Below are 19,900 nucleotides of genomic sequence, written 5' to 3' on the forward strand. Positions count from 1 at the left end.
CCTTGTCGGCCGCGTACGGGGCGTTGCCCGTACGCGGCCGTCATGCGTGCGGGAGGGGCAGCTCGAACCAGACGACCTTGCCCACCGCCTTGCGGGCGGTGCCCCAGTGTTCGGCGAGCTTGGTGACCAGGGTGAGGCCGCGGCCGGTCTCGCCGAGCTGCTCGGCCGGTTCCAGCGAGGGCAGGTTGTGGTTGTCGTCGCTGACCTCGACCAGCAGCTTGTCCACCCGGATCAGCTGGAGCTGCACCCGGTCCCGGGCGACCCGTACGGCGTTCGTGACCAGTTCGCTGACCAGCAGCTCGGTGGTGTCGCTGAGCGCCTCCAGGTGCCAGGCGGCCAGCTGCTCGCGGACCAGGGAACGGGCCCGGCGGACCTCGCGCTGGTCCACGGTGAGATTCCAGGTGGCCACCTCGGACGGGGCGACCCCGTCGAAACGGGCCACCAGCAGGGCGACGTCGTCCTTGCGGTCGTCCGAGTGCAGCCGGCGCAGCACCTCGTCGCAGGCCTGCTCGGGGCTCTGCTGCGGGTCGATCAGGTTGCCGCACAGCGCGGCCAGGCCCGCCCCTATGTCCCCGCCCCGGACCTCGACCAGTCCGTCGGTGCACAGCACCAGCATCGAGCCGTCCGAGACGTCGATGGTCTTGGCGACGAACGGCACCCCGCCGACGCCGATCGGCGCGCCGGCCGGGATCTCCAGCAGTTCCCCGCTGCCGTCCGGGTGCACCAGGACGGGTGGGACGTGGCCGGCGCTGGCCAGCTCGCAGGTCCGGTTGATCGGGTCGTAGACCGCGTACAGGCAGGTGGCGAGGTGGTCGTCGCCGAGCTTCTGGGCCAGGTTGTCCAGATGCCGCAGCAGCTGGCCGGGCGGCAGGTCCAGGGCGGCGAGGGTCTGCATCGCGGTGCGGAAGCGGCCCATCGCGGCGGCCGAGTGGATGCCGTGGCCCATCACGTCGCCGACCACCAGGGCGACCCGGCTGCCGGGCAGCTGGATCGCGTCGAACCAGTCGCCGCCGACCTCGGCCTTCGGATCGCCGGGCAGGTAGCGGTGGGCGATCTGCACCCCGGGGATCTGCGGCGGGCGGGTCGGGATCATCGAGCGCTGGAGGGTGGTGGCGACCCTGGCCTCGGCGCGGTGCAGCCGGGCGTTGTCCAGCGACAGCGCGGCCCGCACCGCCAGTTCCTTGAGGGTGGCGGCGTCGCTCTCGTCGAAGGGGGCGCGGTCCGGCAGCCGGAGCAGCTTGAGGATGCCCAGCACGGTGCCCCGGGCGGACAGCGGGACCACCAGCATCGAGCGGCCGGAGACCACCGGGGCCAGCCGGGCGCCGCCGAGCGCGATCGCGTAGTCCACCGCGACGTCCGCGCTGACCACCGGGACCAGCACCGGCTGGTTCAGTTGCAGGGCCAGCCCGGGCGGGGTCCGGCGCGGCATGCTGACCAGCGAGCCCTCGGAGAGCACGTGGTCCCAGGCGCCGCCGGTCTGGTTGAAGACCAGGGCGACCCGGCGCAGCATGGTGTCGTCGTCGGGGCGGGAGACCGGTAGCTCGGAGTCCGAGATCAGGCCGTCCACGAGGTCCACGCAGGCGAAGTCGGCGACCCGGGGGACCAGCACCTGGCACAGCTCGTGGGCGGTGAAGCCGAGGTCCAGGGTGGTGCCGACCTTGCCGCCGACCTCGTTCAGCAGGGCCAGCTGTTCGCCGGCCTGGCCGTTGGTGAGGAACGGGCCCAGTCGGCCGCTCGGTGGTCCCCCGGCGCCGGTGGGGGCGGGGACGGCGCCGGGCGGGGCCTGGTCGGGGCGGCGCGGCGGGAGGCCGTGGGCGGACGACTCGACGGCGGCCTGCGGCTCGATGGTGGCTCCTCCTCCGGTGCTTGGGGGTGTCTCGCGGCCGGGGGCCGGGAGCGGGGCGGGCTGGGCGGGCGGGGCACCGACGACCGCGGTGGGCCGCTCGCCGGGGCCGTGCGGGGCGGGGTCGCGCCGGGCCGGGCCGTGCGGCGCCGGTTCGTGCGGGGCCGGGTCGCGTTGGGCGGGCAGCGGGCCCTGGGGACGGCGGCCCGGCGCGGACTGGTCGGCCTGCGGCGGCGGACCGAGCCGGGCCGCGCGCTGCTGGGGCGTCGGGTAGCGGCGGCCCAGGCCGGCGGCCACGTGGGCGGTGCCGGCCTGCGGATCGGAGGGCAGCACCGGCAGCACGGTGGTCGCGTCCAGCCGCAGCGCGGGCAGCCCGCCCAGGGCGGCGGCCGCGCGCAGCGGGGCCCGGAGGGCGGCGGGCAGCAGTCGGGCCAGCGGCTCGGGCAGCTCGGCGGCCGGCGGGGTGAGGGCGGCGGTCAGCCCGTGGAAGCCGCCCCGGGCGCCGGGCGTCGCGGCGAAGGGCAGCAGGCGCTCGCCGAGGGCGAGCCGCGGCCCGGAGGTGCGCAGCGGGCGGGCGTCGGCGGCGAGCGCGAGCAGTCCGCCGGCCGGGCCGGGCAGCGGGTAGGCCCACCAGAGCACGTCGCGCTGGTGCTCCTCCCGGTCGGTGACGGTGAGCCGCCCGGCCCAGGGGCGGCCGGCGGCGGTCAGCCCGGCCAGGGTGTCGAGGGCGTCGCAGCGGCGGCGCACCGCGCAGCGGCCGAGCACCCGTGACTCCAGGGCGGGCAGCAGGCCCGAGGCCGGGCGGTCGGTGGCGGCCTCGGCGCGGTGCCCGAACAGCTCCTCGGCGGCCCGGCTCCACTGGGCGATCCGGCCGGCCCGGTCGACCACGACGAGGGCGAGCCGGGCCAGGGCGGCCACTCCGGTCGGGTGGTCGCCCGGCGCGGTCTCGGCGCCCGCCGGAAGCGGTGTGGAGTTGGACTCGGCCACCATGGATTCGGTCTGCTCCCGCCTGGCCGCCGCGCCCGGGGCGGCCGTTTCTCCGGAGGAAGGCACGCTGTGCGGATACCAGCGAAGCACGGACCGGGCCGGGCCCGACACCGAAACGGGGAGATTCATCAGGATCGGTTGCGTGTCACGTGCCGCGCGCCGGTCCGCACGCCCGCTTCACCCGGACGGCGGCCCGGAACGCGGCGGTAGGGTGGCAGGCCGGGCCGCCCGCGCGGCGGCTCCGCAGGAAGCCGGCCGGACGGACGAGACAGAGGCGAGATCGTGACCGCGCAGAGCCCCGCCCGCTGGACGGACCCGGAGCAGCAGGAGCTGGAGGAGCGGGTCGCCGCCGCCGAGCTGGCCTGGCTCAGCATGGACGTGGACGTCCAGACGCTGCGGGTCGAGATCGACAACTTCGCCCTGATCCACCACCAGCTGCTCGGCCCGCTCTACGCCCGGCTGGACGAGCTCGACGCGCTGGTCGCCGAGGCCGTCGCGGCCCGCACCGGGGACCCGGAGGACCGGCGGCGGGCCACCGAGGCCCGGCAGCGGGTCGAGGAGCTGCCGGACCTGGACGCGCTGTTCGACTCCGTACGGGAGAAGTCCGCGGAAGGCGCGGAGGAGGCCGTCCCGCCGCCGCCCGCCGCGCCCGCCCGGGTGCGGCCCGGGAAGGAGGCCCAGCGGATCTACCGCGAGCTGGTCCGCCGCGCCCACCCGGACCTCACCACCGACCCCGGCGAGCAGCAGCGCCGGGCGGACTTCCTGGTCCGGGTGAACGAGGCCTACGCCTACGGGGACGCCGCCGTGCTGGAGGGCCTCGCCGCCGAGTGGTCCACCGCGCCGGAGGCCGCGCCCGCCGTCGACTCCCCCGACCGGCTGGGCTGGCTGCGCCGTCGGCTGGACTGGCTGACCGCCAAGATCACCGAGACCGCCACCGAGCAGGTCCGGCTGGAGCAGACCCCGATGGGCCAGCTGCTCGCCCTCGCCCCGCAGGACCCGGACCGGCTGCTGGAACAGCTCGCCGAGGAGCTGCTCGCCAAGGCCGGCGCACAGCAGGCCGAGCTGGAGCGGCTGCTCGGCACCCCGGATCCGGCCCACCGGCCGACGGCGGTGGGCGACAATGGCACCGGCCCCACCGACTCCACCGACCCGCACCGAGCCCAGGAGAGCCCCACGATGTTCGCGCAGATCCCCTCCACCGACGCCGCCTCCGTGCCGGCCGATGCCGCCCTGCTGGACGTGCGCGAGCAGGACGAGTGGGACGCCGGCCACGTGGACGGCGCGCTGCACATCCCGATCGGCGAGGTGATCGCCCGGATCGGCGAGCTGCCGGAGGAGAAGCTGTACGTGCTCTGCCGGGTCGGCGGCCGCTCCGCGCAGGTCGTCCAGTACCTGGTGCAGCAGGGCCGGGAAGCGGTGAACGTGGACGGCGGGATGTACGCCTGGGAGGGGGCCGGCCGTCCGATGGTCAGCAGCACCGGCCAGGCCGCCTTCGTCCTGTAGGGCCCGTCTTCGAACTCCCGTCTGCGGGGCGACGCTCCCCCAGCCTTCGGCCGGGAGGTACCCCCAGGGCACAAGCGCACCTCGCCGCGTTGTCGTCGGTCGCCAATGCGCTGCATTGGGCTCCCTCCTCCGCCTTGCGATGCACGCACCCCAACGCCGCCCCGCCCGCCCTCCGGGCGAACGACGCGAGTTCGAAGACGGACCCTAGGACCTCCGGAACCTCGCGGTGCCCGCCCGGGGACGGGTAGGGCAGGATGGGCGCGCGACGCGCCGGTACCGGCCGGCGGCGCGCCGACCGGGCGGGGAGGCCATGACGGGCAGCACGGACCGGGCCGCCCCGGGGAGGGTCTGGTCGGCGCCCGCGCAGCTCGTCCTCGGCCTGGCCGCCGCGGTGCTGGTCAGCGGCACCGGGCTGTTCCTCGCCGCGGTGTTCCTGCACGTCGCCCCCGCCAACACGCTGTCCCGGCAGTACCGGGACGAGGTCGACGGGATCGTCTACCCGGAGTTCGAGCAGAACTGGAAGCTGTTCGCCCCCAACCCCTTGCAGCAGAACGTCGGCGTGGATGCCCGGGTGCGCACCGTCGCGGACGGCGGCGCCACCCGCACCCGGGACTGGACCGGGCTGACCGCGCAGGACATCGCGGCGATCCGGGGCAACCCGGCGCCCAGCCACGTCGACCAGAACCTGCTGCGCCGGGCCTGGGACTTCTACGACGGTTCGCACGACGCCCAGGACGGGAAGCCGACCAACTCGCGCGGCAGGCTCGCCGAGCAGTACCTCAAGCGGATCGCGTTGCAGCGGATCGGCCGGGAGGTGGACGGCGAGCGGGTGCTGGAGATCCAGTTCCGGGCGACCACGGCGACCGTGCCGCCGCCGTCCTGGAGCGGTGAGGCCTCGCCGCCCGCGCCCAGGGTGCGGGAGCTGCCGTGGTGGCCGGTCGGGGACGAGGACTACCGGGGGCTGGGGTGAACGAGGGGGCGGTGGAGCCCGTGGCGTCGGGCGTGGACCCTGCGGCGCCGACCGTGGCGGCCGGGCCGGTGGAGCCGCAGCCGGTGGAGCCGCGGCCGCTGGACGGCGTGCCGCGGCAGGGCGGACCGTCCGTCGGCCCGGCGGGCCCCGGTCTGGTCGCGGCGCCGCGCCGGCCGGTCGCCGCCCTCGGGCGGGCGATGGAGGCCTTCACCGGGCGGGCGCTCGGACGGCACCAGGCCGCGGCGGTGCGGATCGGCTTCGGGCTGGTCTGGCTCGCCTACCTGCTGCGCGAGTGGCCCAACCGGCGGGTGCTGTACGGCGACCGCTCGCCCTGGTCGATGGAGCTCGCCCAGCGGCTGCTGGCCGACGACGGGGCGTTCACCGTGCTGCCCTGGTTCGGCGGGCGGCTCTGGTTCGAGCTGGTCTACCACCTGGCCCTGCTGGCCGCCCTGGCGGTGCTGCTGGGCTGGCGGACCAGGGTGAGCACCGTGCTGTTCCTGGTCACCGTGCTGTCGCTGCAGAACCGCGACGTCCTGCTCGGCGACGGCGGCGACAACGTCGTCCACCTGATGGCCGTCTACCTGGTCTTCACCCGCTGCGCCGAGGTCTGGTCGCTGGACGCGCGCCGGGCCCGGCCCGGGCGGGGCGGGGTGGTGCTCTGGGCCCTGCTCGGCGCGGTGCTGGCCCTCTGTCAGGCCGGCGACTTCTCCGGGGACAGCCTCACCTGGACCGGGCCGGCCTTCCCGTACCTCGGCTGGGCGCCGCTGTTCTGGGGGCTCTGGGCGGTCGCCGGGATCTGGTGGACGCTCGGCCGACTGCGGCCGGCGGGCGAGCCGCGGGCCGTGCTCGACGCGCTGGCGAACATGGTGCACAACTGCGCGATGCTGGTCATCGCCACCGAGGTGGTGCTGGTCTACGCCACGGCCGGCTGGTACAAGGTGCAGGGCTCGCGCTGGCAGGACGGCACGGCGCTGTACTACCCGCTGCACCTGGACTACTTCGCGCCCTGGCCGGGGCTGTCGGCGCTGGTCGGCTCGGCGCTGCTGCCGGTCTTCCTGATCTCGTACGGCACGGTGATCCTCCAGGTCGCGTTCCCGTTCACGCTGCTCAACCGGCGGGTCAAGAACGCGCTGTTGGCGGTGCTGATGCTGGAACACCTGGGGATCGCGGTGGTGCTCGGGCTGCCGGTGTTCTCGCTCGCGATGGTCGCGGCGGACGCGGTGTTCCTGCCGACGGGGGCCCTGCTGTGGGCGGCGGCGCGGCTGGGGCGGCTCGGTCAGCGGTGGCGGAGGTCGAGGCCGACGGCAGCCTAGGATGTCGGTATGTCCTGGTTCGCCGCCCTTCGTGACACCGCGCGGACCGGACTCACCCTCGACCGGGCGCTCACCGATCCCAAGCGCGCGCTGCGCGGGGCGGTCGCCGTGGCACTGGTGCTCTTCCCCACGCTCGCCCTCGGCGGGGTGGGGCTCGCCACCTCGGCCGCGATGGGCGCGTTCATCGCCGGTTCGGCCACTTTCCAGCGCAGCTTCCGGCCCCGCGCCAGTCTGGCCGTCGCGGCCGGCGTCGGGCTCGGGATCAGCACCTTCCTCGGCTACCTCGCCGCCGGGGTGTACGGACTGTTCCCGGTGCTGCTCGCCGTCTGGGCCTTCGGCGCGGGACTCGCCTGGGCGATCGGCCCCACCGCCGGAGTGGTCACCGCGAACACCCTCTCGGTGATGCTGATCGTGGTCCAACTCCCGGTCAGCGCGGCCGCCGCGCTCGGCCACGGACTGGTCGCCGCCCTCGGCGGCGTCGCCCAGGCCGTCGTCATCACCCTGTGGCCGATCGGCAGTTGGAGCGCCCAACGGGCCGCGCTCGCCGACACCTTCGCCGAACTCGCCGACTACGCGCGCCGGTTGCGCCAGGACCCGACCGCGCACGTGGACCCGGAACCGTTCATGACCGCCCGGCACGCCTCCGCCGTCACCCCCTGGCAGGACCGCCACCGGCCGCCCGAACTGCGCGGCCTGCGCGGCATCGCCGAGCGCATCCGCCCCACCCTCGCCGCGCTCGCCGACCCCAAGGTCGGCGCCCCCGAGGAGGGGCCGGAACGCGACCGGGCCCGGGAGGTGCTGGCGGCCGCAGCCGAGGTGATGGACGCCCTCGCCCGGGCCGTCCGCACCGGCGACCCCGTCCGGCTCCCCCGGTCGGCGCCCGCGCTGACCCTGGTCCGGCCGGACCAGGGGGCGCAGTTGCAGGGGGCGGCCCGGCGCTCCGCCCGGCGGCTCGGCGGGCTGCTGCGCAAGGCCGCGGACACCCTGGACCGCAACGACGAGGACACCATCACCACGCCCGTGGTCGGCGCCGGCGGGGCGCTGCACAAGCCGTCGATCTCGCGGATGCTGCCGGTCGCGCTGCGGGCCGTACGGCGGCAGCTGCGGCCGAGGTCGGCGATCTTCCAGCACGCCGTCCGGCTCGCCGGGGTGGTCACCGCCGCCTACCTGCTGGCCCGGCTGGCCGGGTTCCACCACGGGTACTGGGCGCCGATGACCGCGGCCATGGTGATGCGGCCCGACTTCGCCCAGACCTACAGCCGGGGGGTCGCCCGGCTGGCGGGGACGGTGGTCGGGGTCGCCGTTTCGACGCTGGTGGTGCAGTTGGCCCACCCCGGGGAGTGGGTGCTGGCCTCGCTGGCGGTGCTGTGCATCGGCGGGGCGTACCTGGCGTTCCGGACGGGGTACGCGCTGACGACGGTCGGGATCTCCTCGTACGTGGTGTTCCTGCTCGGGCTGCAGGCCGGGGATCCGCTGGTCACGGCCGTCGAGCGGGTCGGGCTGACGCTGCTCGGGGGGTCGCTGGCGCTGCTGACGTACGCGCTGTTCCCGACCTGGCAGACCGCGCGGCTCGGGGAGCGGCTCGCCGAATGGCTGGCGGCGGCCGGGCGGTACGCGGCGGCGGTGGTCGACTGCTACGAGGATCCGGCGGCGCCGCGGGGGCGGGCGGTGCGGGCGGCGCTGCTGGACTCGCGGGAGGCGCGGTCGGAGCTGTTGCAGGCGATGCAGCGGGCCGATGCGGAGCCGGGGCGGCACGAGTCGGGGCTCAGCGGGGTGACCCGGCGCCAGATCGACCGGGCGCGGGCCGCGGTGGGGCACCTGGGGCGGGCGGCGGTGCTGCTGGAGGCCCATCTGCCGGCGGTCGACGCGGAGCCCGTGCCGGGGGCGGCGGAGTACGCGGAGGAGCTGCGGTTGGCGACGGCCTTGGCGGCGGGGGCGTTGCTGACGGGGCGGGCGGTGGAGTTCGGGGCGGTGAGGCAGGCGCAGGCGCGGTTGGAGGAGGGCCTGGGGGAAGGGGCGGGGGCGGGGGTGCAGGGGGACGTGGTGCGGGCGGGGACCCGGTTGGTGGGGGTGGCCCTGCGGGATCTGGAGCGGGCGCTGCGGGGGAGTTCGGAGAATCCGCGGGGGAGTTCGGAGAAGGAGAAGCGGTAGGGGGCCGGGGGGCGGGGTGGGTTTCCTCGTGCGGGCGCGCGGGCTCCGGCCCTGCGCGCCCGCACGGGGTCCGGGGTCAGGCGGCGGTGTGGGCGGCTCGCAGCCAGTTGGTGAACTCGCAGGCGAAGTGCCACTGGTGGCCGGTGGGGAGGTGGTCGGGGGCGGCCTCGGGGAACTGGACGGTGAGGCGGATGCGGAGGCCGGCGGGGGTGTCGGCGAACTCGTGGAGGACGCGGAGGATCTCGGTGCCGTCGGCGAGGGTGCCGGTGCCGGCGATGTGGGTGGGGAAGGTGGCGGGGACGGGGACGTCGTCGTGGAAGCGGAGGAAGAAGCGGGTCGGGGTGGCGCCGAGGGTTTCGATGATCTCGACGCGGTCGGCGGTGGAGTCGGCGAGGTAGTGCTCGGGGTTGGCGGCGAGCAGGGCGGTGCGGTCGCCGGCCCGGAGGCGGCCCTGCCACCAGGTGAGGAACCGGGTGGCGTCGATGCCGGTGGCGGTGAGTTCGGTGACGGCGGTGCGCCAGCGGCCCCGGGAGGCGTGGGCCCAGGTGGTGAGGGCGGCGTCGGCGGCGGTGGTGTCGGGGGTGAGGAGTTCGCGCATCCGGTCGTCGCCGAGGCGCTGCTTGAGCAGGTGCAGGGCGGCGCGGGCGCGGTCGAGCTCCCAGGCGAGGACGGCTTCGCGGGGCTGGGGGACGCCGTCGAGTGCGGTGTGGATGGTGAGGGGGGTGGTGGTGGGCATGGTGGCGCTCCTCGGGGAGGGCGGTAGAGGGAGGGGGATAGGCGGAGAGTTTTTCTCCGGTTGGCTGGACGCTAGCATAGGGGGAGAGAAGTTCTCCGGTTAGGGAGTGGTGGATGAGGGCCGACGCGGAACGCAGCCGGCGCAGGATCCTGGACGCCGCCTGCGAGGTGTTCCTGGAGCGGGGGCCGGACGCCCCGTTGGACGCGGTGGTCCGGCGGGCGGGCGTCGGGCCGGGCACGCTCTACCGGCGTTTCCCCGACCGGGAGGCCTTGGTGCGGGCGCTGGTCACCGATCTGCTGGGCCGGCTCACCGACGCGGCGGAGGAGGCGCGGCGGGCGGAGGACGATCCATACCGGGCGCTGCGCCGGTTCGTGCACGCGGCCGCCGATCTGCGGATGGGGGCGGCGATCGTGGTGCTGCTCGAACGGCTGGTGGTGGACGGGGAGTTGGTGGCCGCCCGGCGGGGTGCGGTGACGGCGGTGGAGGGGCTGCTGCGGGCTGCCCGGGACGCCGGGAAGGTGCGGGCGGACGTGGGGATGGGGGATCTGGTGCTGCTCTGCGTCCGGGTCTCCCGGCCGCTGCCGGGGGCGCTGGCCGCGCTGGACGCGGACGGGGCGTTGGTGCACCGGCATCTGGACCTCGCGTTGGCCGGGTTGGCCGCCGAGGGCGGCCCGGTGGGGGTGCCGCTCGGGTTCGACGAGGTGATCGCGGCCGCCGGGCGGCCCGGGGAGCCGGGGGTGGGAGAGTGAGCGGCATGGACGACGAGCTGGTGCGGGACTGGCGGGCGGTCGAGCGGGGCGCGGTGCTGCTGGACGGGTTCCACCCGTTGAAGCACGCGCTGCGGTTCGGGGGCGAGGTCCGGCGGGTGCTGACGGCGGACCGGGGGGCCCTGCTGGCGCTGGCCGGGGAGTTGGCGCCGGACGTCGTCCCGGCGCTGGACGCGCTGGCCGTGGAGGTGGCCGAGGAGCGGCTGCGGGCACTGGCGCCGCGGCTGCATCCGACCGGGGTGGTCGGGTTGGCGGCGCGGCCGTCGGTGGCCGCGAACCGGGAGGCGTTGGGGCGGCTGCCACGGCGGGCGCCGGTGGTGGTGCTGGAGAATCCGCGGAACCTGGGGAACGTCGGGGCGGTGATCCGGCTGGCGGCCGGGTTCGGGGCGACCGGGGTGGTGACCACGGGCGAGTTGGACCCCTGGCACCCGACGGTGCTGCGCGGGAGCGCGGGGCTGCACTTCGCCACCGCGGTGGAGCGGGTGGACCTGCCGGAGCTGCCGGCCGGGCCGTTGTACGTGCTGGACCCGGAGGGCACGGACATCCGGGACCTGCCGTTCCCGGACGACGCGCTGCTGGCCTTCGGCACCGAGCGGCACGGGGTGTCGGCGGAGCTCAAGGAGCGGGCCGACCGGCTGGTCGCGGTGCCGATGCAGGCGGGGGTGTCCAGCTTCAACCTGGCGACGAGCGTGGCGATGGGGCTGTTCCACTGGATGTCGGGCCGGCGCTGAGGCGCGGCGCCCGGGCGGTGCCGCGACCGCGGGGGCCTCAGGGGGACGGCGGCGGGGTGCCGGCGTCGATGTCGTGGCCCTTGTGGTGGACCAGGAAGTCCCAGGTGTCCTTGCCCGGGATGCCGTCGGCCTCGCCGCCGCGCCAGCCCTGGGCGAGTTGGAAGGCCTGGGTGGCCCTGCGGTCGGCCTCGCCCCAGCGGGGGCCGGGGCCCTCGGTGTAGAAGCGGGCGCCGCCGCGCTGCGCCAGCAGCTGCCCGAGCCTGGTGACGTAGCCGTTGTTCGCGCCGGGGCCGAACTCCGCCGCGCCGGGGAAGGCGTCGGTGCTGCCGGTGCTGCCGGTGCTGCCGGTGCCGTCGTTGCTGCCGCCGGACAGGCCGGTGTAGCGGTAAGGGAGGTAGGAGCCGGAGTTGTTCCAGTAGGCGTACGGGGTGGAGCGCTTCCTGGTGCCCGGGGAGGTCTGCTCGTAGGCGACGTAGCGGGTGCGGGAGGAGTCCGTCCAGCCGCCGAAGATCGTCACGTGCGAGCCGGCCTGGGGGTTGGCCGGGTTGTTGTAGATCAGCACGTCGCCGGGCTGGAGGTCGTTCCGGTCGATCCGTTCGGCGAAGTTCGGCAGGGTCCAGGTGGTCTGGCTGCTGCCGAGGCCCCAGGCCATCGAGACGAAGCCGGAGCAGTCCTGGCGGTAGCCGTCCGACCAGTAGCGGCCCATGCCGTACGGCACGGCCTGGTCGACCCAGGCCTGGGCGCGCTGGATGATCCGGGCCCGGGTGACGGGCTGGGCGGCGGGCTGCGGGGTGGCGGAGCGGGCGCCGGGGTCCTGGCCGTAGAGGCCGCTGACCTCGCCCTGCGGGGTCCGCGGGGGCTGGGCGGTGCTGCTGCCGCCCGGGGTGGGGCCGGGGGCGGGGGCCGCGGCGGCGGTGCCGCCGCCTATCGCGGTGCCGACGGCGGCCACCAGGACGGCGGCCCGGCGGCGGGTGCTGCGGGCCGCGGCGTGCCCGCCCTCGTGGACCGGGGCGGCGTGCAGCCGGGCGCGGCGGCGGGCGTTGCAGCCCCCGCATATGCAGTCCTCCTCGGGGTCGACCTCGGTGAACTCCATCAGCGGTGAGGGGCCGTCGGTGAGGGTCATGCCCCGCCTCTTTCCTGGTCGGCGCGCCTGACGGCGGGACAGGAGTGCTCTTCCCGGTCCGACCGCGTGTCATCGGGAACCAAAGGTCCCAAAGCGGGCGGGGTGCGGCGCGGCGGATTGCGCCGGACGGGTGAGGACCCTCCCCCGGCCTTCGGGCGGAGGGCCCGTACGGACATGACCCGTGGTCAGTGCGGGTTGGCGGGCGAGTACTCGGGATCGGTCCAGGTCAGCGGGGTGGCGTCGGCGATCTCCCGGACCCCGGTGACGGTCAGTTCGACCATCCGCTCGGCGCCGGGGGCGGCCCGCCGGGCCTCCTCGGACCAGTCGGTGCGGGCCTCGCCGGTGATCAGCAGGGCCCCGCCGGTCTCCCAGTCGGGCAGCAGCAGTCCGGCCCGCGGGTCCAGCTCCAGGTTCCCGAGGGTCAGGAACATGCTGTTGCCGCGGTACTCGGGCCAGCGGACGGTGTCCGGCGCCACCGCCTCCAGGAAGCCGGGGAAGCCGCCGCGGTGGGAGGCGTCCACCCGGCCGTCGGGTCCACAGGTGGCGATGAAGAAGGTGTCGGCGGTGGCCGCGGTCAGCCGCTGGGCCGTGGTCAGGACCGGCCCCTCGGCGACCGTGCGGGGCGTGCCCGCGCCCGGGCGGTCCAGCGGGCTGCGGCGCTGGATGTACTTCGGGCAGTTGGACACCACCTCCTCGGCACGGATCACCAGCCCGCCCCGGCCGTCCGGCACCGAACGGCCGTTGAGCCGCATCCGGCGGCGGCCGGCCGGGTCCAGGGCGATGGTGCCGAGCTGGGCGGGGCGGGCCAGGGCCGCGGCCAGCGGGTCGGCCCCGGACGGGTGGGCGGCGATCGTCACGGTGTGCTCGTCCGGGGCCCGCAGGAAGCCGGCCGGGCCGGAGAGCTGGGTGGCCCAGACCCGGCCGTCCTGGTCGGCGGCGCCGACCACCAGCGTCCGGCGCTCGGTGAGGAAGCGGGCGGCCACGGCCGGGACGGTGCTGCGGATCGACCGGCCCGCGTGGTCGGCCCGCTCGGTCACTCCGGCGCGGGCCTGGGCCCTGCGCTCGCCGGGGTGGTACGGGGTGCTGGTGGCGGTCATCCCGTTGCCTAGAAGAAGCCGCAGGTCGGGGCGTCGGTGTGGGGGGCCTCGGCGGCGGTGTCGGCCAGCCCGGTGCGGGTGTAGACCTCCAGCCGGATGCCGTCCGGGTCGGTGAAGAAGACGCCGCCGGAGGCGGAGCCCTCGTTGTGCGGGACGACGCCGTCGTAGGCGAACTCGGCGCCCAGGGTGCGCAGCAGTTCCTCGGTGGCGCGGACCTCGTCGAGGTCCGCCACCTCGAAGGAGAGGTGGTGCAGGCCGGGGGTGGTGGTGGGGAAGGTGCCGGTGCTCTGCTGCCAGAGGGTGACCACCAGGCGGCCGTCGCGGCCGAGCAGGGCGTAGCGGCGCTCGGGGTCGGTGCCCCGGTGGGTGAGTTCGAGGCCGAGGACGGTCCGGTAGAAGTCGACCGAGCGGTCGAGGTCGGTGACGTTGAGGCCCACGTGGCCGGTCTGCAGGGTGCGGGGTGCGGTGGTGCCGGACATGCCTGGTCCCTCCCGGTGGGTTCCGGCGGGGCGGCTGCCTAACCGGTACTGATGAGGCTATGGGTTAGATGATGGAGCGTCAACCGATGGAGAAGCTTGAAGGGGTTAGGTTTCCGGGAGGGTGCGCGGAAGCCCCGCCGGACCTGGTGGTCCGACGGGGCTCCGGTGGGGCTTCGTTGGGGCGGTGGTGGGGCGGTGGTGCCTAGGGCCATTCCCAGCGGATGCCGATGTGGCCGGGCTGCTGGTCCGGGGCCAGGACGTGGGCGCTCGCCGAGGCGCCGATCCACAGTTGCTCGCGGCGGTGGTCGACGTCCGCGCCCGGCTCGCGGTCGTAGCGCTCGCAGTGCACCGGGACGGCCGCCGGGTCGAAGTGCACCTGGAGCACGTACTCGCGCACCGTGGTGGCGAAGCGGCGGCTGTACTCCATGGTCGGGCCGCCGGGCGGGATCTCCACCTCGTACTCGAAGACCGTGCTGTCGCCGAGCCCGAGCGGGCGGTCCAGCATCAGCTCGGCGACGGTCAGGCCGACCTCCGGGCGGCGGCGGACCCGGCCGAGCCGGCCGTGCCGCACCGAGGTGATCTCCGGGCAGCCGGTGGCCTCCTCGTCGGCCTTGTGCACGACCAGGCAGCGGCCGACGCCGCCGACCGTGGCGCGCACCACCTGGCGCATCCGCAGCAGGTTGGCGCGCCGTTCGGCGTCCACGTAGTACGAGTCGTGGATGCTGAGCCGCTCCAACTCGCCGGCCGGCGGGGCGTCCAGTTCGGCGAAGATCTCGGCGATCTCCTGTTCGCCCGGCCAGACGTCCTCCAGCCCGAGGTGGAGGGTGTTGGCGGCGGCGGCCCAGCGGCCGCGCGGGCGGGGCGGGCCGAGCAGTGAGGAGAGCGCGCTGTGCGGCAGGCCGAGCAGTTCCTCCAGCAGGTGGACGGCGCGCAGCGAGCTGGCCCGTTCGGGCTGGCTGCGGCCGCGGCGCCAGTAACTGAGCGTCGTGACACTGACCCTGACGCCGCGTTGGGCGAGTGCGGCGCGGATCCGGTCCAGGCTGAGGCCGCTGGCCTCGATCGCCAGGTGCAGGGCGTCCGCGAAGCCGCCGGCCGGGGCCGGGCGGCCGGCGGACGGCGCCGGGGGGCCCGGGGTCGGGGCCGGGGCGGGAGCCTGGACGGGCGGGTCGGGGCGCTCCGTACGCGATCCGACCAGCCGCAGCCGCGCGGCGTCCTGAGGCTGCTGTGCGGCCATGCGGTGAACCTCCCCACCAGGTGGATTCGGTGGCACCGGATCGGCGCCGGGGCGCGCTGTGAGCGGCTTCACCGAGCTTTGGGGAACCCTATGCACCGTCGAGAGGCTACGTCATCAGTCGTGCGGATGACAGTGGTCACAGCAGGTGGACCGGATGGTTAGCGATCTTGAAACAGTCCGGAAACACGGCCGGAACGCTGCGCCGGGAACGGTGCGTAACCGGGCGCAAACGGACACCGCCGGGGCGGGCCCTGACGGCGCCGCCCCGGCGGGGGTCTGCGTGGTGCTACCGGCCGGTGATCACTTGACGTTCAGGGCGACGTCGTCGAGCACGAAGCTGGTCTGGTTGGAGCCGTCCTCGGTGCCGGTGAACTTGAGCGTCACGCTCTTGCCGGCGAAGGAGGTCAGGTCCACGGTCTGCTGCACGTAGCCGGCGGCCGCGTCCACGTTGGACCAGGTCTTCACGGTGGTGCCGTTCGCCTGGAGGGTCAGCGTGTCGTACGGGGTGGAGCCGGTCTCCGCGGTGTCGATGTGCAGCGCGAAGGTGAGGGTCGCCGAGGCGCAGCCGGCCGGGACGGTGACGGTCTGCGACAGGGTGTCGGTGTGGGCGCTGCCGTAGCCGTCCAGCCAGGCCTTCCAGCTGCCGGAGTGGGCCGGCTCGGAGGTGCCGTTGTCGACGACGCCCGAGGAGGTGGTCCACGGGGCGGCGGTGCCGGTCTCGAAGCCGCCGTTGCCGATCAGCTGGGCGGCGGTGCAGCCCCCGCCGGTCGGCGGGGTGGTGCCGCCGGTGCTGCCGCCGCCGAGCAGGGCGGTGGTCAGGGCGTCGGCGACCGGGGTGCCCCAGCCGGTGACCTGGTCGTAGCCGGTGCCGGCCGAGAAGTCCTGGTTGGCGCCGGTGGTCACGTCGTGGAAGGTGCTGCCGTAGCTGCTGCTGTTGGCGACCGCGTACAGCTTGGGGTTCGCCTCGCCGAGGGCGGGCTGCCCGGCGGCCTTGGCCTTCTGGTTGACCTGGGCGGCGTAGCCGGCCCACAGCGGCGCGGCCGCGCTGGTGCCGCCGTAGACGTTCCAGCCGCCGCCGGTGTAGATCGCGAAGCCGCTCTGCGGGTCGGCGTTGGAGGCGACGTCCGGGACGGTGCGCATGCTGCCGCCGATGCCGGTGCCGGTCTGCCAGCTCGGCTTGCCGAACACGGTGGAGACGCCGCCGCCGGCGGTGCTCCAGGCGCTCTCCGAGGAGTAGCCGTTGCCGCCGGTGACCTGGAGGTTGGTGCCGCCGACGCCGGTCTGGTGCGGGCTGGAGGCCGGGAAGTCGACCGAGGTGACGCTCGCGCCGCTGGCGGAGCGGGTGCAGTCCTTGGAGCCGTCGTCGCCGGAGGCGGAGAAGACCGAGATGCCCTGGGCGGCGGCCTGCTTGAAGGCGTTGTCGACGGCGGTCATCGAGGAGGCGGTGGTGTCCGGCTCGCAGGTGCCCCAGGAGATCGAGATGACCGAGACCTTGTTGTCGGCCACGATCTTGTTGGCCATGTCGATCTCGCCCTGGTCGCTGTTCGGGGCCTCGTAGAGCAGCTGGGTGGCCTTGGGGGCCGCGCCGCGGACGATCTCGCTGTCCAGCTCGACCTCGCCCTCGCCCTGGCCGGGCGAGGAGTCGTAGTTCGCGCCGTCCACCGAAACGGTGGTGACGGCCGGGCCGGTCAGGCCGTACTGGGAGTCGTAGGTGGTCAGGTCCGAGGACTTGTAGCCGTCGAACTCCCAGAGGGCGACCGTGGTGCCGGTGCCGTCGGCGCCGGTCTTGTCCAGGTTGTACGCGCCCCGGTACTGGGCCGGGGCCATGCCCTTCGGGGTGGCGGTGGCGGCGTTCGGGGTCACCGAGTGCGGGGCGGCGATCCGACCCTTGCGCACCGCGTGGTTGTCCAGGCCGCTCAGGCCCTGGACCACGGAGGCCAGTTCGGCGGGGATCGAGGCGGCGCCGTCGTTGGCGAAGAAGGTGCGCTGCTGCTGCGGGTCGAGGTAGGAGCTCTCGTGGGTGCCGAAGGCCTGGGAGACCTGCGCGGCGGTGCCGTGGGCGTTGACCACCTGGCGGTTGGCGCTGACGTCGCCGACGGTCAGGCCCTGGGCGGTCAGGTAGGCCTTGACCTGGTCGACGGCCTGCTGGGTGGGCGCGTACCGCGCGCTGAACTGCTCCGGCGTCAGGTACGTGCCGTACTCCGGCGTGCCGGGGGTGGCGACGGCGGCGAGGAAGCGGTCGAGCCCGGCGGAGTCGCGCAGCTTGAGGCTGACGGCCACCGAGATCTGCTGCTCGGCCGGGACGTCACCCTTCTTCTCCGAGTGGGCCACCGCGGGGTTCACGGTGTTCGGCAGGGCGACGCGCGGGGCGGCGTGCGGGGTGGCGGCCTGTGCGGTGGCGACGCCGAGCGAGACGGCGGTCAGCGGCAGGACGGCTATCGCCGCGGCGATGGCGAGGGAACGGTGACGCAACGGATCCTCCTCCGGCCGGCTGTGGGGAGCCGGCAAGGGGCAAGGCGTCCCGAGGGGTTCAGGAACGCTGGCTAGAACATGTCAGAGCGGATCGGTGCGGTGGATCATGGTCCGGCAATTCGTTGCTAAAAAACAGTCAACTGTGGAGGGCCGGAAATCCGGGTGTTCCATACAGTGAATGACCGGAATTCCGGAGGCGGTCCACACCAATTCCCGGTGCGGGGGCGGACGTAGAATCGGGCCGAGCCGAGGGAGAGCGATGACTGACCTGATGCCGGATCCGAGGGACCACCGACCGCTGACCGGCGAGCCGCTCGCCCTCGACCTGCTCAACACCCGCTGGTCCGGAACGCCCGTCAACGACGCGCTCACCGACGTGGAGCAGTACGGGATCTGGCTCTCCTCCAACGGGCTGACCGAGCGCTGCCCGGCCGACGCGGCCGGGCTGGCGGCGATCCGGCGGACCCGCGAGGCGATCCTGCTCGCGGCCCAGGACGCCCGCGAGCAGGGCGAGTTGGGCGAGCGGGCGCGGGCCGGGCTGGACGCGGTGCTGGCGCACGGACGGATCCGGCGGACGGCCGGGCCGGGCGGGGCCGAGGAGCGGGTCGAGGCCGACCGGCCGGAGTGGCTGGCACCCTGGCTGGCGGCCGACGACTTCCTCGCGCTGCTCGGGCAGGGCGCCCACCGGGTGAAGCAGTGCGCACACGAGGCGTGCATTCTGCATTTCTTCGACGCCTCGCAGAACGGGCGCCGGCGGTGGTGCCGGATGGCGGTCTGCGGGAACCGGGCGAAGGCGGCGCGGCACTACGTGAAGGCGCGGGGTTAACCGACGACCGAACGAAGGGTCGGCGGGGGCGGCGTCCGTGCCGCACCCGCCGACCCTTCGTCGCGGTGCCCCGGTCAGTCCTCGGCGGGGGCGCCCAGCCAGTCCGCGAGGGCCTCGCGGAGCTCGGCCTGGCCGGGGTCCACGGCACCCCAGGCGACGTAGCCGTCCGGGCGGATCAGCAGCACGGTGTCGGCCAGCTTGCCGTGCGGGTCGGCCGGGGCGGCGCAGACCAGGCGGTCCGCCCAGGGCGCGGTGTCGGCCAGCTCGTCATTGCTGACCAGGACGAACTTCCCGGCGCGCAGCGCCTCGTAGAGCCGCTCGGGCCCGGCCGGCTCGCCGTCGGAGGGCTTGCTGAGGGAGGTCAGCCTGAGGTCGGGGACGCGCTTGCCGACCTGGGGGTGGGCGCCCTTGGGGGCGGGGTAGGCGATCTCGATGCCGGAGACCATCCGGGCGCCGCGCTCGGTGAGCAGGTCGAGGTGGCCGCCGATCGCGGTGAGCGCCCCGCGCAGGGCGCGGGTGGGGGCGGACTCGGCGAGGGCGATCCGGATCAGCGCGCCGGAGGTGCGCAGCACCGTCCTGCCGACCGGGTGCCGCTCGGCCTGGTAGGTGTCCAGCAGCGCGTCGGTGGCCCGGCCGCGGACGGCGGCGGCGAGCTTCCAGGAGAGGTTGGCGGCGTCCTGGAGGCCGGTGTTCATGCCCTGGCCGCCGGCCGGGGAGTGGCAGTGGGCGGCGTCTCCGGCCAGGAAGACCCGGCCGGAGCGGTAGTGGGGGGCCTGGCGCTCGTCGCTGTGGAAGGTGGAGCTCCAGCGCACGTCGTGCAGGCCGTAGTCCTCGCCCTGGGTGGCCTGGACGATCGCGGTGAGCTGCTCGGGGGTGGGGGTGGCGCCGTCGGCCTGCTGCTCGTTGCGGTCCCAGGCGATGACCCGGTACCAGCCGTCGCCGAACGGGGCGACGAAGGAGAAGCCGGCCTTGTTGGCGCCGACGGCGATCGCGTCGGCGGGCTCGCGCTCCAGCCGGACGTCGGCGAGCATCACGGAGTCGACCACGGACTCGCCGGGGAACTCGATGCCGAGCAGCTCGCGCACGGCGGAGCGGACGCCGTCGGTGCCGACCGCGTAGCGGGCCCGGTGGCTCTGCCCGTCGGCCGTCTCCAGGGTGACGGCCTCGGCGTCCTGGCGCAGCCCGGTGACCTCGGCGCCGCGCAGGATCACGGCGCCGGCCCGTTCGGCGCGCTCCTGGAGCACCCGCTCGACGTTGTACTGCGGGGTGATCAGGACGAAGGGGAAGCGGCTGGGCAGCGTGCTGAGGTCGATGCCGACCTTGTTCAGCATTCTGAGCCCGCTGAGCGGGCGGCCGGTGGCGATCAGCTCGTCGGCCAGGCCCCGGGCGTCCAGCAGCTCCAGGGTGCGGGCGTGCACGGCGAAGGCCCGGGTGAGGTTGGACTCCGTGCCGCGCTTCTCCAGGACGGTGACGCCGACCCCGGCGGCGGCGAGGTCGCCGGCCAGCAGTAGTCCGGTCGGTCCGGCGCCGACGATGACGACGTCGGTTTCGGTCGGCTTCACGGCCATGTATCAGCTCCCGTTGTTCGGAGGGCGGTTACGCCGTCCCCGGCGTTCTCCCAGCCTCCATCATCGCGGGCGCCGGTGGAGCTGTGAACCGCCGGTCCCC

The 19,900-nt window shown here is 75.0% G+C and carries 15 protein-coding genes; 7 read left to right on the forward strand and 8 right to left on the reverse strand.

Features of this window, described 5'->3' with window-relative positions:
• Nucleotides 1–40: 40 nt before the first annotated feature.
• Nucleotides 41–2,896 carry a SpoIIE family protein phosphatase gene (locus ACFV8H_RS18460; protein WP_380400938.1) on the reverse strand — a complete coding sequence of 952 codons (2,856 nt, stop codon included), beginning with the start codon at nt 2,894–2,896 and terminating at the stop codon, nt 41–43.
• Nucleotides 2,897–3,112: 216 nt separating this feature from the next.
• Between ACFV8H_RS18460 and ACFV8H_RS18465 the strand changes: the two genes are divergently transcribed.
• The 4 genes from ACFV8H_RS18465 to ACFV8H_RS18480 all read left to right on the forward strand — a co-directional run bounded on the left by ACFV8H_RS18465 (nt 3,113) and on the right by ACFV8H_RS18480 (nt 8,767).
• Nucleotides 3,113–4,333 carry a rhodanese-like domain-containing protein gene (locus ACFV8H_RS18465; protein ID WP_380400940.1) on the forward strand — a complete coding sequence of 407 codons (1,221 nt, stop codon included), beginning with the start codon at nt 3,113–3,115 and terminating at the stop codon, nt 4,331–4,333.
• Nucleotides 4,334–4,643: 310 nt separating this feature from the next.
• On the forward strand, nt 4,644–5,303 hold the full coding sequence (locus ACFV8H_RS18470) for a DUF5819 family protein (protein WP_380400942.1): 660 nt from the start codon (nt 4,644–4,646) through the stop codon (nt 5,301–5,303).
• Between the two features lie 20 nt (nt 5,304–5,323).
• Entirely contained in the window at nt 5,324–6,616 is a 1,293-nt protein-coding gene (locus tag ACFV8H_RS18475) for an HTTM domain-containing protein (RefSeq protein WP_380400944.1), read from the forward strand.
• 9 nt (nt 6,617–6,625) lie between these two features.
• On the forward strand, nt 6,626–8,767 hold the full coding sequence (locus tag ACFV8H_RS18480; RefSeq protein ID WP_380400946.1) for an FUSC family protein: 2,142 nt from the start codon (nt 6,626–6,628) through the stop codon (nt 8,765–8,767).
• Nucleotides 8,768–8,843: 76 nt separating this feature from the next.
• Here the strand turns inward: ACFV8H_RS18480 and ACFV8H_RS18485 are convergent, their stop codons facing one another.
• Nucleotides 8,844–9,503, reverse strand: a complete 660-nt coding sequence (locus ACFV8H_RS18485; RefSeq protein ID WP_380400948.1) for a hypothetical protein — start codon at nt 9,501–9,503, stop codon at nt 8,844–8,846.
• 113 nt (nt 9,504–9,616) lie between these two features.
• On the opposite strand from ACFV8H_RS18485, the gene ACFV8H_RS18490 reads away from it, so the two are divergent.
• Together ACFV8H_RS18490 and ACFV8H_RS18495 are read left to right on the forward strand one after the other, a co-directional pair.
• Nucleotides 9,617–10,252, forward strand: coding sequence for a TetR/AcrR family transcriptional regulator (locus ACFV8H_RS18490; protein ID WP_380400950.1), 636 nt, complete (start codon nt 9,617–9,619; stop codon nt 10,250–10,252).
• 5 nt (nt 10,253–10,257) lie between these two features.
• A complete protein-coding gene (locus tag ACFV8H_RS18495; RefSeq protein ID WP_380400952.1) occupies nt 10,258–11,001 on the forward strand; it encodes a TrmH family RNA methyltransferase in 744 nt (247 codons plus the stop codon).
• Between the two features lie 37 nt (nt 11,002–11,038).
• On the opposite strand, the gene ACFV8H_RS18500 is transcribed toward ACFV8H_RS18495, so the two are convergent.
• The 5 genes from ACFV8H_RS18500 to ACFV8H_RS18520 all read right to left on the reverse strand — a co-directional run bounded on the left by ACFV8H_RS18500 (nt 11,039) and on the right by ACFV8H_RS18520 (nt 17,406).
• Nucleotides 11,039–12,124 (reverse strand): peptidoglycan-binding protein, encoded by a 1,086-nt coding sequence (locus ACFV8H_RS18500; protein ID WP_380400954.1) that lies wholly within the window; start codon nt 12,122–12,124, stop codon nt 11,039–11,041.
• 185 nt (nt 12,125–12,309) lie between these two features.
• Entirely contained in the window at nt 12,310–13,221 is a 912-nt protein-coding gene (locus tag ACFV8H_RS18505) for a pyridoxamine 5'-phosphate oxidase family protein (protein ID WP_380400956.1), read from the reverse strand.
• A gap of 8 nt (nt 13,222–13,229) precedes the next feature.
• Nucleotides 13,230–13,700: a VOC family protein gene (locus ACFV8H_RS18510; RefSeq protein WP_380400958.1), complete on the reverse strand. Its 471-nt coding sequence runs from the start codon at nt 13,698–13,700 to the stop codon at nt 13,230–13,232.
• A gap of 202 nt (nt 13,701–13,902) precedes the next feature.
• Nucleotides 13,903–14,934, reverse strand: coding sequence for an XRE family transcriptional regulator (locus ACFV8H_RS18515; protein WP_380400960.1), 1,032 nt, complete (start codon nt 14,932–14,934; stop codon nt 13,903–13,905).
• A gap of 300 nt (nt 14,935–15,234) precedes the next feature.
• Nucleotides 15,235–17,406 (reverse strand): protease pro-enzyme activation domain-containing protein, encoded by a 2,172-nt coding sequence (locus ACFV8H_RS18520; protein ID WP_380400962.1) that lies wholly within the window; start codon nt 17,404–17,406, stop codon nt 15,235–15,237.
• Nucleotides 17,407–17,665: 259 nt separating this feature from the next.
• On the opposite strand from ACFV8H_RS18520, the gene ACFV8H_RS18525 reads away from it, so the two are divergent.
• Nucleotides 17,666–18,232, forward strand: a complete 567-nt coding sequence (locus ACFV8H_RS18525; protein WP_380400964.1) for a CGNR zinc finger domain-containing protein — start codon at nt 17,666–17,668, stop codon at nt 18,230–18,232.
• A gap of 74 nt (nt 18,233–18,306) precedes the next feature.
• On the opposite strand, the gene ACFV8H_RS18530 is transcribed toward ACFV8H_RS18525, so the two are convergent.
• Nucleotides 18,307–19,800, reverse strand: coding sequence for an FAD-dependent monooxygenase (locus ACFV8H_RS18530; RefSeq protein WP_380400966.1), 1,494 nt, complete (start codon nt 19,798–19,800; stop codon nt 18,307–18,309).
• Nucleotides 19,801–19,900 lie beyond the last annotated feature (100 nt).

The organism is Kitasatospora sp. NPDC059827 (genome assembly GCF_042731675.1).
Taxonomy (GTDB): domain Bacteria; phylum Actinomycetota; class Actinomycetes; order Streptomycetales; family Streptomycetaceae; genus Kitasatospora.

What these genes read in the sequence shown, in the direction of transcription:
- ACFV8H_RS18485 (WP_380400948.1), bottom strand. Translation starts at nt 9,503, where the DNA reads ATGCCCACCACCACCCCCCTCACCATCCACACCGCACTCGACGGCGTC.
- ACFV8H_RS18515 (WP_380400960.1), bottom strand. Translation starts at nt 14,934, where the DNA reads ATGGCCGCACAGCAGCCTCAGGACGCCGCGCGGCTGCGGCTGGTCGGA.
- ACFV8H_RS18480 (WP_380400946.1), top strand. Translation starts at nt 6,626, where the DNA reads ATGTCCTGGTTCGCCGCCCTTCGTGACACCGCGCGGACCGGACTCACC.
- ACFV8H_RS18470 (WP_380400942.1), top strand. Translation starts at nt 4,644, where the DNA reads ATGACGGGCAGCACGGACCGGGCCGCCCCGGGGAGGGTCTGGTCGGCG.
- ACFV8H_RS18530 (WP_380400966.1), bottom strand. Translation starts at nt 19,800, where the DNA reads ATGGCCGTGAAGCCGACCGAAACCGACGTCGTCATCGTCGGCGCCGGA.
- ACFV8H_RS18495 (WP_380400952.1), top strand. Translation starts at nt 10,258, where the DNA reads ATGGACGACGAGCTGGTGCGGGACTGGCGGGCGGTCGAGCGGGGCGCG.
- ACFV8H_RS18500 (WP_380400954.1), bottom strand. Translation starts at nt 12,124, where the DNA reads ATGACCCTCACCGACGGCCCCTCACCGCTGATGGAGTTCACCGAGGTC.
- ACFV8H_RS18525 (WP_380400964.1), top strand. Translation starts at nt 17,666, where the DNA reads ATGACTGACCTGATGCCGGATCCGAGGGACCACCGACCGCTGACCGGC.
- ACFV8H_RS18505 (WP_380400956.1), bottom strand. Translation starts at nt 13,221, where the DNA reads ATGACCGCCACCAGCACCCCGTACCACCCCGGCGAGCGCAGGGCCCAG.
- ACFV8H_RS18490 (WP_380400950.1), top strand. Translation starts at nt 9,617, where the DNA reads ATGAGGGCCGACGCGGAACGCAGCCGGCGCAGGATCCTGGACGCCGCC.
- ACFV8H_RS18510 (WP_380400958.1), bottom strand. Translation starts at nt 13,700, where the DNA reads ATGTCCGGCACCACCGCACCCCGCACCCTGCAGACCGGCCACGTGGGC.